The sequence below is a fragment of the Duganella hordei genome (genome assembly GCF_040369125.1).
Lineage (GTDB): Bacteria > Pseudomonadota > Gammaproteobacteria > Burkholderiales > Burkholderiaceae_D > Rugamonas > Rugamonas hordei.
In genome coordinates this window covers 1-13,729 of record NZ_BPWI01000035.1, presented here as the reverse complement: position 1 = coordinate 13,729, position 13,729 = coordinate 1, and the positions used below count along the sequence as shown (strand labels likewise).

General features: G+C 65.3%; 13 protein-coding genes. 5 read left to right on the top strand and 8 right to left on the bottom strand.

What is annotated here, in order from left to right; translation table 11 throughout:
- Positions 1-25 precede the first annotated feature (25 nt).
- From rsgA to ABWW33_RS32490, 3 genes are read right to left on the bottom strand one after another with little or no spacing between them, the layout of a single operon-like run.
- Positions 26-934, bottom strand: a complete 909-nt coding sequence (rsgA, locus tag ABWW33_RS32500) for a ribosome small subunit-dependent GTPase A (RefSeq protein WP_176653528.1) — start codon at positions 932-934, stop codon at positions 26-28.
- Positions 931-1,299 carry a 4a-hydroxytetrahydrobiopterin dehydratase gene (locus ABWW33_RS32495; RefSeq protein ID WP_353405551.1) on the bottom strand — a complete coding sequence of 123 codons (369 nt, stop codon included), beginning with the start codon at positions 1,297-1,299 and terminating at the stop codon, positions 931-933. Before ABWW33_RS32495 ends, rsgA begins: the two co-directional genes overlap by 4 nt.
- Positions 1,296-2,564 (bottom strand): M48 family metallopeptidase, encoded by a 1,269-nt coding sequence (locus ABWW33_RS32490; RefSeq protein ID WP_353405550.1) that lies wholly within the window; start codon positions 2,562-2,564, stop codon positions 1,296-1,298. The genes ABWW33_RS32495 and ABWW33_RS32490 overlap by 4 nt, the downstream gene beginning before the upstream one ends.
- Positions 2,565-2,630: 66 nt before the next feature.
- Here ABWW33_RS32490 and orn point away from each other — a divergent pair, with 66 nt between their 5' ends.
- Positions 2,631-3,227: an oligoribonuclease gene (gene orn / locus ABWW33_RS32485; protein ID WP_176653531.1), complete on the top strand. Its 597-nt coding sequence runs from the start codon at positions 2,631-2,633 to the stop codon at positions 3,225-3,227.
- Here orn and ABWW33_RS32480 read toward each other — a convergent pair.
- The gene (locus tag ABWW33_RS32480) at positions 3,217-3,552 is read right to left on the bottom strand and encodes a hypothetical protein (RefSeq protein ID WP_353405549.1); all 336 of its coding nucleotides are present in this window, start codon (positions 3,550-3,552) and stop codon (positions 3,217-3,219) included. The two genes, orn and ABWW33_RS32480, sit on opposite strands and share 11 nt — an antisense overlap.
- A gap of 136 nt (positions 3,553-3,688) precedes the next feature.
- Here ABWW33_RS32480 and ABWW33_RS32475 point away from each other — a divergent pair, with 136 nt between their 5' ends.
- The gene (locus ABWW33_RS32475) at positions 3,689-3,991 is read left to right on the top strand and encodes a hypothetical protein (RefSeq protein ID WP_353405548.1); all 303 of its coding nucleotides are present in this window, start codon (positions 3,689-3,691) and stop codon (positions 3,989-3,991) included.
- A 26-nt stretch (positions 3,992-4,017) separates the two neighbouring features.
- Here the strand turns inward: ABWW33_RS32475 and ABWW33_RS32470 are convergent, their stop codons facing one another.
- The 4 genes from ABWW33_RS32470 to ABWW33_RS32455 form a co-directional block, all read right to left on the bottom strand.
- A complete protein-coding gene (locus tag ABWW33_RS32470; protein ID WP_353405547.1) occupies positions 4,018-5,397 on the bottom strand; it encodes a DUF1501 domain-containing protein in 1,380 nt (459 codons plus the stop codon).
- A gap of 17 nt (positions 5,398-5,414) precedes the next feature.
- The gene (locus tag ABWW33_RS32465) at positions 5,415-7,328 is read right to left on the bottom strand and encodes a DUF1800 domain-containing protein (protein WP_353405546.1); all 1,914 of its coding nucleotides are present in this window, start codon (positions 7,326-7,328) and stop codon (positions 5,415-5,417) included.
- 155 nt (positions 7,329-7,483) lie between these two features.
- Positions 7,484-8,365, bottom strand: coding sequence for a carboxylesterase family protein (locus tag ABWW33_RS32460; RefSeq protein ID WP_353405545.1), 882 nt, complete (start codon positions 8,363-8,365; stop codon positions 7,484-7,486).
- Between the two features lie 4 nt (positions 8,366-8,369).
- Positions 8,370-9,065, bottom strand: a complete 696-nt coding sequence (locus ABWW33_RS32455) for a UPF0149 family protein (RefSeq protein WP_176653535.1) — start codon at positions 9,063-9,065, stop codon at positions 8,370-8,372.
- Positions 9,066-9,202: 137 nt separating this feature from the next.
- Between ABWW33_RS32455 and ABWW33_RS32450 the strand changes: the two genes are divergently transcribed.
- The 3 genes from ABWW33_RS32450 (at position 9,203) to ABWW33_RS32440 (ending at position 13,521) form a co-directional block, all read left to right on the top strand.
- A complete protein-coding gene (locus tag ABWW33_RS32450; RefSeq protein ID WP_444551025.1) occupies positions 9,203-10,231 on the top strand; it encodes an SrkA family protein kinase in 1,029 nt (342 codons plus the stop codon).
- 112 nt (positions 10,232-10,343) lie between these two features.
- Positions 10,344-11,093 (top strand): SDR family oxidoreductase, encoded by a 750-nt coding sequence (locus ABWW33_RS32445; RefSeq protein WP_353405543.1) that lies wholly within the window; start codon positions 10,344-10,346, stop codon positions 11,091-11,093.
- 154 nt (positions 11,094-11,247) lie between these two features.
- Positions 11,248-13,521, top strand: coding sequence for a coiled-coil domain-containing protein (locus tag ABWW33_RS32440; protein WP_353405542.1), 2,274 nt, complete (start codon positions 11,248-11,250; stop codon positions 13,519-13,521).
- Positions 13,522-13,729 lie beyond the last annotated feature (208 nt).

Sequence of the window (13,729 nt, the reverse complement as noted above, 5' to 3'; positions counted from 1 at the left end):
GCTTAGGCTATGACAATTGTTTTTTTTAATATAGGGTCTGGGACGATTCGTGCAGCAGCTGGCCGTACAGCGTATGCCGCATTTTAGCGATTTTGCCCTCGGCCACGGCCGCCAGGATCGCGCATTGCGGCTCGATCAGGTGGCGGCAGTTGTAGTACTTGCAATGGCCGAGGTAGGGCTCGAAATCGACGAAGGCGCGCTCCAGCATGCCCTCGCTCAAATGGTAGAGGCCGAATTCCTGGAAGCCGGGCGAGTCGATGATCGACGAGCCGGGCCCCAGCTCCGGCAACTGGTACAGCCGGGTGAAGGTGGTGGTGTGCTTGCCGGTGTCGAGCGCGGCGGAGATCTCGCGCACGGCGATGTCGGCGTCCGGCACCAGCAGGTTGATCAGCGAGGACTTGCCCATGCCCGACTGGCCGATCAGGATCGACGACTGGCCTGCCAGCAGCGGCCCGAGGATGGCCAGCGCTTCGTCCGGCCGCGCCTTGGCCGACACCTCGTGCACCGGGTAGCCCAGCGAGGCGTACGGCTGCAGGCGCTCGCGGGTGCGTTCCAGCGACGCGGTGACGTCGGTCTTGTTGAGGATCAGGCGTGCGGTGATGCCGGCCGCCTCGGCCGCCACCAGCGAGCGCGACACCAGGTCGTCGGCGAAGCCGGGTTCGGTGGCGACGACGATGAACAGCTGCGTCAGGTTGGCCGCCAGCAGCTTGGACTTGTACTGGTCCGAGCGGTACAGCAGCGTCTTGCGTTCGGCGATCTTGTCGATCACGCCCTGGTCGGCCGAGGTCAGGGTGACGTGCACCAGGTCGCCGACGGCGACGTTGGTCTTCTTGCCGCGCGTGACGCACTGCAGTTTGACGCCGTCGGCCTCGGCCAGGTAATGGCGGCCGTGGGCGGCGATGATGGTGGCGGTCAGCTGCTGGGGCTTGCTCATGCCTTCACCGCCGCCGAGTGGAACAGCACGCCGGCCTTGGCGGCGCAGATGAAGTCGTTGTCCGACAGCCCGCCCTGGCCGTTGTTGACCGAGTGGGTGTCGTAGCGGACGACGCAGGTTTTATAGGTCACGGTCATTTCCGGGTGATGGTCTTCGGCGTGGCTCAGGTAAGCGAGCGCGTTGACGAAGGCCATGGTGCGATAGTAGTTGTTGAAGCCGAAGGTGCGGACCAGCTTGCCGTCCTCCAGCGACCAGCCCGGCACCAGCGCCAGCAGGCGCGCGGCCTCGGCGGCGTCCAGCGCGTCCCTGGCCGGATGGCAGTTGCGGTTCAGCAGGTCGGCGGCGGTGGCGATGGGCGTACTCATGCGGCCGCCGCGTGCAGGTGACGGATGCGCACGCTCGCCGGCGGGTGCGTATCGTAGAAGGCCGAGTGCAGCGGGTCCGGCGTCAGGGTCGAGGCGTTGTCCTCGTACATCTTGACCAGCGCCGACACCAGGTCGCGCGCGTCGGTGTGCTGGGCGGCGAAGGCGTCGGCCTCGAATTCGTGCTTGCGCGAGCTGATCGAGGTCAGCGGGCCGAACAGGAAGGTGAACACCGGCAGGGTCAGCATGAACAGCAGCAGCACCATGGCGTCGTTGCCCTGGCCGGGCAGCAGCAGCGGGTCGACGCCCAGGCCGGTGTAGAACCACAGCTGGTTCTTCAGGTAGCCCAGCAGCGCCAGGAAGCCCAGCGACAGCGCGAACATCATGGCGATGCGCTTGATGATGTGCTTGAGCTTGAAGTGGCCCAGCTCGTGCGCCAGCACCGCCTCGATTTCCTGCGGCTGCAGGCGCGACAGCAGCGTATCGAAGAACACGATGCGCTTGTTGGCGCCGAAGCCGGAGAAGTAGGCGTTGCCGTGGGCGCTGCGCTTGGAGCCGTCCATGACGAACAAGCCCTTGGAGGCGAAGCCGACGCGCGCCATCAAGCCTTCGATGCGGGTTTTCAGCGACTGGTCTTCCAGCGGCGTGAACTTGTTGAACAGCGGCGCGATCACGGTCGGGAACAGCACCATCATCAGCAGCTGGAAGCCGCTCCACACCAGCCAGGCGTACAGCCACCACAGGTTGCCCGATTTTTCCATCAGGGTCAGCATCACCCACACCAGCGGCAGGCCGATGGCGGCGCCCAGCAGCATGCCCTTGACCATGTCGCCGAAGAACAGGCCCTTGCTCATCTTGTTAAAACCGAAACGCTGCTCGAGGCCGAACTGCTTGTAATAGTCGAACGGCAGGTCGATGGCGCCGGAGATGGCGGCAAACGCGGCCAGCAGGGCCAGCTGGTAGACCATGCCGGCGCCGGTCAGCTTGAAAATCTCCAGCGACAGCCACTGCAGGCCGCCCAGCAGCGTGAATCCGATCAGGACCACGGTATTGACCAGCAGCGTGACCAGGCCGAACTTGGTGCGGGCCACGGTGTAGTCGGCGGCCTTCTGGTGGGCGGCCAGGGGGATGCGCTCGGCGAATTCGGCCGGCACGGCGCTGCGGTGCGCCAGCACATGGCGGATATGGCGCGAGGCGAGCCAGAAGCGCACGATCAGCGTCAAAATGATGAAAGAAACAAACAAAATCGAAAACGCGAGTGAATACATTCTATGCCTGTGAGAAAATGGCGGATTCGGATAAACAATGGGCTCCACCCGAGCCAAGAGAGAATTATGTCACAAGCTACTGATTTGCCTGAAGGTTCCGCACCGGCGGCGACCGCCCCGCGCCAGAATGAGTTCAACCTGGTGTGGGTGGACATGGAAATGACCGGCCTGGAGCCGGACACCGACCGCATCATCGAAGTGGCCGTGGTGGTCACCGACATGCACCTGAACGTGCTGGCCGAGGGCCCGGTGTTCGCGATCCACCAGAGCGACGAGACGCTGGACAAGATGGACGCCTGGAACAAGGGCACGCACGGCCGCTCGGGCCTGGTCGACCGCGTCAAGGCGTCGACGGTGACCGAGGCCGAGGCGGAAGAGGAGCTGATCAAGTTCATGAAGCTGTGGGTGCCGAAGGGCAAAGCGCCGATGTGCGGCAACACCATCGGTCAGGACCGCCGCTTCATGGTGCGCTACATGCCGAAGCTGGAAGCCTATTTCCACTACCGGAACATCGACGTCTCCACGCTCAAGGAACTGTGCAAGCGCTGGAAGCCGGAAATTGTCGGCGGCTTCAAGAAGCACCAGAAGCACACGGCGATGGCCGACATCATCGAGTCGATCGATGAGCTGAAATACTACCGCGAGCATTTCATCAAGCTGTAATTGAAATCGCAACTGCGACAACGCCGGCCGAGTCCGGCGTTTTTTTTCGCCCGAGGTATGTGGCAGCTTGTAGATTGTTGAGGGCGCTCAAAGGGCTCTGCTGCAGTGTATATACAATTTTTCTCAGTTCAATCGTGAATTCTTTGATTTGCGAGAGTTTTTGGCGTAGATTTGTATATACGAAGGTGCGGATGTGCAGTCGCTCTTTATCCCGGCATCGGTAATCGCCAAGCTGAAACTCAAGCATGGCGTCAGCAGGCAGGAGGTGCTTGAATGCTTCGAGAATCGAAGCGGTGCGTTCCTGACCGACGATCGCGAAGAGCATAGACGCAACCCTCCGACGCTATGGTTTGTGGCCGAAACGCGGAAGCGGCGACGGCTCAAAGTCGTCTTCCAGAGTCGCAGTGTGAAGTCTTACATCATCACTGCATATGAGGCCAATCCCGATGAGGTACGCATCTATGAAAAATACAGTCAAAAAAATTGAAGGCACTCCAGAGGCGTGGGAGAGTGGGGCGCTTGGCCGCGATGCGCGGTATGTGCGGACTGCTCCCGCCGTTGTCGACCAACAAGTCGACGACGGCCTCGGGCTACAAATGATCTCGATACGGCTGCCGAAGGAACTTATTGAAGACTACAAAAAGATCGCAGAGTTCCACGATATAGGCTATCAACCACTCATGCGCGATGCCTTAAAGCAGTTTGCAGAGACGGAGTACAAACGGCTGGCGCTTGAATATGCCAGGCTGAAGTTATCCAAGTAGGCTCTTGGTGCCTTAACACCAAGAGCCTATCCCATGAAGCCGAGGTCCTTCAGTCCGAAGTTGCCCAGTTCGTTCTTGAAGACCTGGGTTTCCAGCACGTCCGCATCGGCCCCGAACCAGCGGCCCAGGGTGGCGCCGTATTGCTGGTTGGAGAACTGCGGTATCCACGCGCCGCGCCCGGTGGCGTCGTCCTTGCCGCCCAGCGTGAAGTCGGGGAACTGGCCGTAGACGCCGCCCTTGACCGCCGCCCCGACCACTAGGTGGTGATTGCCCCACGCATGGTCGGTGCCGCCGCTGTTCGGCTGCAGGGTGCGGCCGAATTCGGACATCGTGAAACTGGTCACCTGCTGCTCGGCGCGGATCTCCGCCAGCGCCAGCTGGAACGCGGCCAGCGCCTGCGACACCTGGCGCAGCATGTCGAACTGCTGGTAGGCCTGGCCGCCGTGCGTGTCGAAACCGCCTTGCGATACGAAGTACACCTGCCGTCCCGGCCCTTGCGGCGCGCGGATGCGTATCAGCTGCGCCACCGTCTTCAGCTGCTGCCCGAGCGAGGTGCCGGGGAACACGGTCGCCAGCGGCGCGCCGGTATTGGCGGCCTTCAGGTTGGTCACCAGGTCCATGCCGTTCAGCAGCGCCTTGTTGGCGGCGTCGGCGATCAGGTTGGGATGTTGCGCCGACAGGATCTGCACCAGCGCGGCGCGGCGCGCGTCGGCTTCCTTCTGCGGCCAGAAGTTCATGCCGGCCAGGTCCAGCTGGCCGTTGCCCGGCAGCAGATTGCCGTGGGTGCTGGCGCCTTCGACAAACAGGCCGCCGGCGCCGACCGAGATCGCGTCCAGGTGGCCGCCGGTGCCCAGCACGTCCACCAGCCGTCCGCCCCAGCCGGTGGCGGCGGAGGACGGCGTGCCGGCCTGGTTCTGGATGGTCTGGTCGGGATGTGAGAACAGCTGCGACGGCACGGCGGTGCCGGCCAGGTACTGTGCCTTGCTCAGCGGCTGGCGCAGGCTGCCGACGTTGAGGATGGCGGCGACCTGGCCCTGGCCGTACAGCGCGTCCAGTTCCGGCATGCCGTAGTGGAAGCCGAATGCCTGCGTAACCGGATTGGTCGTGGCCTGCAAGGTTGCGCTGCGTGGGGCCAGCAGCGTCTTGGCGGCGGTCGACAGCGCCAGGCCGTGGCTGCCGCGTATCGCGTTGTATTGCGCATAGCGGGTGCTGTCGAGCGGCACGATCATGTTGTTGCCGTCGTTGCCGCCGAACAGATACAGGCAGACCAGCGCCTTGTAGTCGGTGACGGCGGCGCGGGCCGGCGCGGCGATGCCCATCAGGCCCATCGCGGACAGCGCGCCCAGCGCGCCGGTTTGTGCGCCGGTGCCGAGGAAGCGGCGGCGGGAGGTGGAATGCTTGCTCATGTTGTTCCTCTCTTCTTTTATTGGGCTACGGCGAATTCGGCGCTGATGGCGGCGAGGTAGAGCGCGGTGATGGCGCGCTGGCGCGTGTCGGCCGAGGCGTTGACGGCGCCGCCGATGGCGCTGCGCGCCGTGGCCGACATGCGGCCCGCCAGCAAGGTCGAGTCGACCAGGTTGATCAGCGCGGTGGCGTCGCCGGCCACGGCGACGAACGGCGCGATGTCGACGTTGACCATGCTCTTGTATTCGCCGGAGATGAACTTGTAGAGGAAGTTGGCGCGCGCCACGGCCAGGCTCGGCGCGTACAGCTGGAACTCGGGACCGTAGTATTGCGGCGAGCTGGGCAGGCGCGTCATCGGCGAGTAGAAGTTGAACACGCTCGGCGCGGCGGTGATCTTCTGGCCGAGCAGGAAGTAGTCCCAGAACAGGTTGCCCGGATCGGTGATCGTCGCGCCCAGAGTGCGGAACAGGCCGATCGATTGCAGCATCGGATCTTTCAGGTGGCCTTGTACGGTGGCCGGTACGTCCTGGCGCGCTTCGGGATCGGTCAGCACGGCGGTCAGCGTCGCCTGCAGGTCGCCGCGTCCGGCGCTGCCGTAGGCGAACACGTCGGCCACGCGGGTGATGTAGGCCGGGCTTGGGTTGCTGGTGACGAAGGCGCGGATCAGGCGCGTGGCGATGAACGGCGGCAGGTTCGGATGCTGGAACAGGTTCTGCATCACGCCATCCATGTCCTGCACGGCGGTCTGGCCGGAAGGAAGGACGGCGCCCAGCAGCAAGGTCTTGCTGCCTTTGTCGTGGAACTTGTCGCGCGGCTGCAGCGGGCCGGTGAAATTTTCCCAGTTGATGCCGGTGGCGCTGCTGCCGGGGTAGGTCCAGCCGCTCAGGGCGCGCGCGAAGTCGCTGATGCGGGCCTGGTCATAGGTCGGGATCGGGTCGCCGTTGCGGTCGGTCTGCACGCTGCCGTCCTGGTTCAGCAGCACGGGGCCGAGGGTGAACAGCTGCATCACTTCACGGGCATAGTTTTCGTTCGGCGCCGGCGTGATGCTGTTGCCGAGGTCGAGGTACTTGCCCATCGCTGGATTCAGCGTCATCTCGCGCAGCAGCGTGTTGAAGTTGCCGAAGGCGTTGTTGGAGATCGTCGTCAGCCACGGCTGGATTTCGTTGGCGTACGGGTTCTTGTCGGCGGAGATGACGAACAGCTGCGATAGCGCGAAGATCATGCGCTGGCGCAATTGGTCGGGACCGGTCGCCATGTTCTTGTACCAGGTGTTTTGCAGCAGCTTCATGTCCGTGGTGACAGGGATGGCGCTGGCCGGCGCGGCGAACTGCTGCTTGAGCCAGGCGGCCTGGCCGTTGGCCTTGATCGCGGCGACGTCGGCCGGCGTGGCGCCGAAGGTGGCTTGCTCCAGCAGGCGCACGGCGCTGATGCGCGCGGCGTCCGGCGCCGGTTGCTGGCCGATGGGCGGCGGAACCGGCGCCGGCGCAGGTACAGGCGTTGGCGCAGGCGCCGGGCTTGGTGTCGGCGCAGGCCTGGGTTCCGGGCGCGGCGTTGGGGAGGGAGCCGGCGCCGGCGCGGTCGCTGCCTTCAAGGTCAGCGTGGTGCTGGCGGACAGGTTGGCGCCGACCTTGGCATCCTTGGTGGTGGTGCCGGTGATGGTGATGGTCACATTGGCCGGCAGCACCGACGGCGCCACGTACTCGCCGTTTTGCGAGTTGAGCCTGCCGTAGGTGGCATTGCCGCCAGGGACGCCATTGACGGCGAAGTTCATGTAGACGCCCTGGCCATCGACTTTGCCGAGGAACCATACTTTACTGCCCAGCGCCACCGCACCCCTGGCGGTGCTTTCCACCGTGGCCGTAGCGGCCCAGACCGAACCGCTCAGCGTCAGCAGGCAGGCGGCGGGCCATGCGCGTGTTGGTAAGAATGACATGCATCTCTCCTGTTTTATTTTTAGACGACATGTGCCGTCTGGCAACAATCGTGCCACAGGCTAAGTGCTTGATTTTGGGAGAGTAGCGACAAAAATTGCTGGCGCCGGACAAAAATTGTCAGGCATGCCGCTGACAAATATTGTCAATGCGATTGTCAGTGTGGACGGCGCTGGGCGAACAGCCAATCGCGCCAGGCGGGGGAGAGCAGCATGTCGGCGGGAACCTGGTGTTCCATGCCCTGGTATTCGAGGAAGCGGATGCGGGTGGCGCCGGGCTGGCGCCGCAGGGTGGCGAACATGGCGCGATCGGGCTCGATGGGATTTTCGGTGTCGGCGTTGCCGTGCACGATCAGCAGCTGCATGCCGCTCAAGCGGGCGGCGGCGCTGCGCTCGGGCGGGATGCCGGAGAACGCGACGCCGGCGGCAAACATGGCGGGGTTTTGCAGCATCGCCTGGGTGGCGGCGGACGCGCCCATCGAGAAGCCGGTGACGTAGACGCGGTCGGCATCGATGGCGTATTGCGGCATCAGGTTTTCCACCACTGCGAGCAGTGTGGGCAGGCGAGGGCCGGGCTGGGCGGCCAGCAAGCCGTCGGCGGAGGACGGCGCGTAGTTGGCGCTGCGCTCGGCGAATTGCGGCACCAGGATGTAGGCCGGGAAACGCTTGCGTATCGCCGGCGCGGCCCAGGACATGGCCAACTGGCCCAGCTGGCTGGTGTTGTCGGTGCCGACGGCGCCTGAACCGTGCAGCACGATGACCAGCGGGTAGCGCCGGCCCGGCTGGGCGTTGGCCGGCGACAGCAGGCGGTAGGAGAGGGCGCCGGTCGGGCCGGCGTAGCTGCCGTTGTAGAACGCGTCGCGGTCCAGGGACTTCAGCAAGGCCGCGTCGGCGGCCTGTTTGGCGGGGGTGGTGCGGTCGGTGACCAGTTCCGCTGCCGGCTGGGCGGCGGACGCGGACGTCGCCGCCAGCAGCAGCGCTGGCAGCAACAATTGCCGCAACAATTGCAGCAAAGACCGCACCGCGCCGCGCAGCGTCATCGGCTTATTCGGCCGTATCGGCGCCGTGGCACTTCTTGTACTTCTTGCCGCTGCCGCAAGGGCAGTCGTCGTTGCGGCCGACTTTCGGCTCGTCGCGCTTGATCGTGGTGACGGCGGCCTTGCGGCGCGGCACCCAGAACTTGTAGATGGACGGCAGGTTGGCCTCCAGCTCCTGCGCCAGCTTGTGCGCCTTGACCGGATCTTCGACCAGCGGCAGTTCTTCTTCCTCGATCTCGTCGGCGCCCAGCAGGTAGATCGGCTTCATCAGCTCCTGCACGTCCGATTCCCAGATCTCGTCCCACGAGCCGGGACGCAGCTCCATGCCTTCCCAGAAGCCCCAGCACCACGCTTCGGCGTCGATCAGGGTCTGGCCTTCGTGCTCGTGCTCGACGAACAGCGGTTCGAATTCCTTGGGCGCCACTTCAAACGTCACCAGCACTTCGTTCATGAAGCGCATGATCAGTTGGAGGATGCGTTCCTCTTCCTTTTCATTCTTGAACTTCGGAATATCGGTGTCTTCCTGGCCCCAGACGCGTTTCAGCCATTCGGCCGGCATGATAGTTTCCGGGCCGATGGCGATGGCGGTCAGGTAACCGTGCAGCATGTCCATCGTCATCGCATCTTCCGGGCTGCGTTCGGACAGCAGGAAGTTGTCTAATTCGTCGAATTCTTTTTCGCTCAGTGGCTGGTCGAGTTGCATGGCTTGCTCTTTTCTTGGATTGAAGCCGACAGTATACACGCCGCGCCCCGTACAATGCGGGGATGAACCAAGATCATTTAGACGAAGACGCTGACGACGAAGCGGCCGATGCCCGTGCGGCGGCGCTGGCCGCCGGCATGCTGGACCAGCTGGCCGCCGTCCACGACGCCCCGCAGGAGCAGGCGCCGCATCCGTATTCGGCCCTCAATCCGGAATGCGTGCTCGACGCGCTGGACAGCCTCGGCCTGCGCGGCGACGGCCGGCTGCTGGCGCTGAACAGCTATGAAAACCGGGTTTACCAGGTCGGCATCGAGGACGACAAGCCGCTGGTGGTCAAGTTTTACCGTCCGGGGCGCTGGAGCGACGCGGCCATCCTGGAGGAGCACGGCTTCACCGAGGAACTGGCCGCGCGCGAGATCCCGGTGGTGCCGGCGCTGGCGCTGGGGCCGGACCGGGCCACGCTGCATCACTTCAACGGTTTCCGGTTTGCCGTGTTCGCCCGCCACGGCGGCCGCGCGCCCGAGCTCAGCGATCCGTCGGTGCTGGAGTGGACCGGCCGCTTCATCGCGCGCATCCACGCGGTCGGCGCGATCAAGCCTTACCTGCAGCGGCCGGCGATCGATATCGCCACCTTCGGCACCGAGCCTTGCGAGTACCTGCAGGCCAACCAGTTCATCCCGGCCGATTTGAAGGAAGCCTACGCCAGCGTGTCGCAACAGGCGCTCGACGGCGTGCGCCGCAGCTACGAGCGCGCCGGCGAACTGCCGCAGCTGCGCCTGCACGGCGATTGTCACGGCGGCAACGTGCTGTGGACCGACGCCGGCCCGCATTTCGTCGATTTCGACGACAGCCGCATGGGTCCGGCGATCCAGGACCTGTGGATGATGCTGTCCGGGGACCGGGCCGAGCAGACGCGCCAGATGAGCGACATCCTGGCCGGCTACGAGGATTTCTGCGAATTCAACCCGCGCCAGCTGCACCTGGTCGAGGCGCTGCGCACCTTGCGGCTGATCCATTACTCGGCCTGGCTGGCGCGCCGCTGGGACGATCCCGCCTTCCCGATCGCCTTCCCGTGGTTTAACACCCAGCGCTACTGGCAGGACCGTATCCTGGAGCTGAAAGAGCAGATTTCGCTGATGGACGAACCGCCGCTGCGGCCGGTGTAAAAACCGCCGCGATGAAAATAATCTGATTTGCCTGTCACAAGTCTTCCGCCTGTTCCGTCTTATAGGCAGGAAGACCCTTAGAGCGCATTGTTAATCTATTGAAAGGCACATCATGAAGATCGTCGTTATCGGTGGTACCGGCCTGATCGGCTCGAAAACTGTATCCATCCTGCGCCAGGCCGGCCATGAGGTGGTCGCCGGCTCGCCCTCGAGCGGTGTCAACAGCATCACCGGCGAGGGCCTGGCGCAAGCCATGGCCGGCGCGCAGGTCGTGATCGACCTTGCCAACGCGCCATCCTGGGAGCCGCAGGCGGTGCTGGAATTCTTCCAGACCGCCAGCCGCAACCTGCTGGCGGCCGAGGCCGAAGCGGGCGTGCGGCATCACGTCGCGCTGTCGATTGCCGGCACCGACCGTATGCCGGACAACGGCTACTTCCTGGCCAAGGTTGCGCAGGAGAAACTGATCGCTGCGTCCGGCATTCCCTACACCATCATCCGCTCGACCCAGTTCATGGAATTCCTCAACGGGATCGCCGCGTCGGCCGCGGACGGCGATACGGTGCGTCTGGCATCGGGCCTGTTCCAGCCTATCGCGGCGGACGACGTGGCTGCCATCGTGGCGGATGTCGCGCAGGCCGCGCCGCGCAGCGGCATCGTCGAGATCGCCGGCCCGGAACGCGCTCCGTTCAACGAATACATTGCCCGCTATCTGAAAGCGGTGGGCGATGCGCGGGTGGTGGTGGCCGATTCCGAAGCCCGTTATTTTGGCGGCCGCGTCGAGCAATATTCGCTGGTGCCGATGGGCGAGGCGCGTCTCGGTGGCATCGGCCTGGACGAATGGCTGCGCCGTTCCAAGGGGTAAGTCTGATCGTCAACGCCGTTGGAATGTGCCGCATCCAAGGAAATGGCGGGTTTTTCCGCCTCTTCTTGCGGTTCGGCTTGCTTGCCTGCTACTTGATAATGAGAACTCAGAAGTCCCGGTTGGTGCCGGGACATATCGTCTAGCGAGAACCCTCATGCAAGCACAACTGGCCAAACAAGACAGCGACAACGTCAAACTGCTCCCTATGGTGTCGCTGCATGATCCGGACGAACCGACCGCAGCTACCTCGACTCCGCGCGCCGCGATGGAAATGAAGGCGATCCAGGAAGCGATCGCCCGCGTCGAAGCCGACGCCAAGGCCGCCTGCGCCGCCGAAAACCGCGCCCACGCCGAGGCCCGCGCCCGCGCGCTGGCCGAAGACCGCGCCGCGATGGACGCCGCAGCCGCCGCCGCCGCGCAGCAAAATGCCCAAGCCTCCGAAGAAGCCATCGCCGCCAACCGCGAGCGCCTCGAGTCGCTGCGCGCCGCCGCCCAGGCCAGCGTGGCCCGCCTCGACGCCGTCAAACAGGAAACCGCCGAACTGCGCGCCCGGGTCGAAGCCGACACGCAAATCCGCCTGGCTGCCGAGCAGCGCGCCAAGGCCGAAAGCGAAAGCCGCAAGCGCGCCCACGAACAGATCGCCGCCGAGTCGCAGCTGGCCGAGCAGGCCGCCCGCGCCGCCGAAGAACTGGCGACGCAGACCGAACAAGCCCGCCTGCAAGCGGTGGAGCGCGTCGCCGCCGTGCAGGCCGCCAAGGAAGAAGTGGTCGGCATCGCTTCCGCCGACGCCCGCGTCGCCACCTTGGCGCGCGAACGCGAGCGCCACGCCCACGCCGCCCGCCAGACCGCGCAGATGCTGGTCCAGGCCGAAGCGGAAGCGCTGGACCTGACCGTGCAGCGCGAGCGCGCCGACCAGATCGCGCTGGAATCGGCCTTCAACCGCGCCGCCGCCGAAGTGCGCGCGCTGGAAGAGGCCCGCGCCCTGGCCCACCTGGAGCAGGAGCGTGAACAGATCGCGCTGGCCAAGGCCGAATCCGAGCGCAGCGCCGCGCAATCGCTGCACCTGCGCCTGCAAACCGAAAAGGAAATCCGTGACGCCGCGATCCACCGCGAACGGCTGGAGATGGTGGCCGCTGCCAGCGCCCAGGCGCGCCGCGACGCCGACGCCAGCATCCTGGCCGCGACCGAAGCGCGCATCGAAGTCGACAGCCAGTTGCGCGCCGTCGCGCTGGCCCGCGTGCAGGCCGAGCAGGAAGCCGAACTGAAAACCCACGCCAAGGTGGAAGCCGAAGCGCTGGCGCTGGAGCAGGCCAAGCTGCGCCAGGCCGCCGATGAAGCCGCCGCCGAAGCGGCCCGCACCGACAGCCTGGAGCAGCAGCGCGCCGCCGAACTGGCCGAAGAACGCGCCGCCTTGTCGCGCGCCGCCGCCGAACTGGCCGCCAGCCAGAACGCCGCCGAGCAAAAAGAAATCGCCACGCTGGCGCTGCACGTCGAAGCGCAGGATGAGGCCAACGCATTGGCCATGCGCAAAGCCGCGCAGGCCGAAGCGCTGTTGCAAGCCGAGCAGGCGCGCGCCGCCGCCGAGCAGCAAGCCATCGCCGCGCTGAAGGAAAAGCTGGAAGCCGAGCAGGACGCCGCCGACGCCGCGCAGCACCGCATCGCCGCCGAGCGCGCGCAAACCGAGGCGTATCGCGAGCAGCAGGAAGCCGAGCAGCGCCTGGCCGCCGCCGCGGAAAAAGAAACCGAAGCGGCCCGCGTGATGACCGAACAGGTCGCGCTGGAAGCCGAGCAGAAAGCCATCGCCGCGCAGGCGCTGGCAGCTCAGGCGCGCCTGGCCGTCGAGCTGGGCGTGGTGCATGCGGAGCGTGCCCGCGTCGAGCAGGACAAGGCTGCCGCCACTGCTGCGCTGTTGCAGGCTGAGCGCGAGTTTGTCGAAGCCGAGCGTCAATCGCTGGCGCTGATCGACCAGAAGCTGACGCAACAGCGGCTGACCACCGCTTCCGAAGCGCGCGCATCGAAAGCGATCGCGGGCCGGCTGGAAGCCGAGAAGAATATCGCCGCCGCCGCGCGTCAGCGTGCCGACGAAGAGCAGGCCGCCACACAGGCAGTCGCCGACAAGGCCGCCGCCCAGCAGGAGCTGGTGGAAGCCGCCCAGGCGCATGCGGCGATGCAGCGCAAGGTCGCCGACACCACGGCCGCGATGACCGCCGCCAAGCAGAAACTGCTGGAACTGGAAACCCGCCGCCACGCCGCCGCGCAAAAAGCGCTGGCCGCCGTGCAGGCCAAGATCGACGCCGCGGCGCGCGACTGCGTGCAAGCGGAAGAGGGCGCCGTGGTCGCCACGCTGGACGCCGCCCGCGCCCGCAAGGAAGCGGCCCGTTTGGCGCCGCCAACCGAAGCCAACAAAGCCGTCTGGCGCGCCCGCTAACAATCCGGGGTCAGATCCGACAATTGGACACGAGCTCTGCCGTAGCGGCCACTACGGTAGAGCTCGTGTCCAATTGTCGGATCTGACCCTAATGCCGCTAATGCCGTTAAGTTAAGGAACTAGGCCGGCCCCAGTTAGTTGTTGTAAACATGCGCGAAGGCTGTTAACCTTCGCGCCATGCTTTCCGACGTTCTCCCTTTGACCACGT

Excerpts from the sequence above, each read along its gene's own strand:
- rsgA (WP_176653528.1), bottom strand. The coding sequence starts at position 934 with ATGAGCAAGCCCCAGCAGCTGACCGCCACCATCATCGCCGCCCACGGC.
- ABWW33_RS32495 (WP_353405551.1), bottom strand. The coding sequence starts at position 1,299 with ATGAGTACGCCCATCGCCACCGCCGCCGACCTGCTGAACCGCAACTGC.
- ABWW33_RS32490 (WP_353405550.1), bottom strand. The coding sequence starts at position 2,564 with ATGTATTCACTCGCGTTTTCGATTTTGTTTGTTTCTTTCATCATTTTG.
- orn (WP_176653531.1), top strand. The coding sequence starts at position 2,631 with ATGTCACAAGCTACTGATTTGCCTGAAGGTTCCGCACCGGCGGCGACC.
- ABWW33_RS32480 (WP_353405549.1), bottom strand. The coding sequence starts at position 3,552 with ATGCTCTTCGCGATCGTCGGTCAGGAACGCACCGCTTCGATTCTCGAA.
- ABWW33_RS32475 (WP_353405548.1), top strand. The coding sequence starts at position 3,689 with ATGAAAAATACAGTCAAAAAAATTGAAGGCACTCCAGAGGCGTGGGAG.
- ABWW33_RS32470 (WP_353405547.1), bottom strand. The coding sequence starts at position 5,397 with ATGAGCAAGCATTCCACCTCCCGCCGCCGCTTCCTCGGCACCGGCGCA.
- ABWW33_RS32465 (WP_353405546.1), bottom strand. The coding sequence starts at position 7,328 with ATGTCATTCTTACCAACACGCGCATGGCCCGCCGCCTGCCTGCTGACG.
- ABWW33_RS32460 (WP_353405545.1), bottom strand. The coding sequence starts at position 8,365 with ATGACGCTGCGCGGCGCGGTGCGGTCTTTGCTGCAATTGTTGCGGCAA.
- ABWW33_RS32455 (WP_176653535.1), bottom strand. The coding sequence starts at position 9,065 with ATGCAACTCGACCAGCCACTGAGCGAAAAAGAATTCGACGAATTAGAC.
- ABWW33_RS32450 (WP_444551025.1), top strand. The coding sequence starts at position 9,203 with ATGCTGGACCAGCTGGCCGCCGTCCACGACGCCCCGCAGGAGCAGGCG.
- ABWW33_RS32445 (WP_353405543.1), top strand. The coding sequence starts at position 10,344 with ATGAAGATCGTCGTTATCGGTGGTACCGGCCTGATCGGCTCGAAAACT.
- ABWW33_RS32440 (WP_353405542.1), top strand. The coding sequence starts at position 11,248 with ATGCAAGCACAACTGGCCAAACAAGACAGCGACAACGTCAAACTGCTC.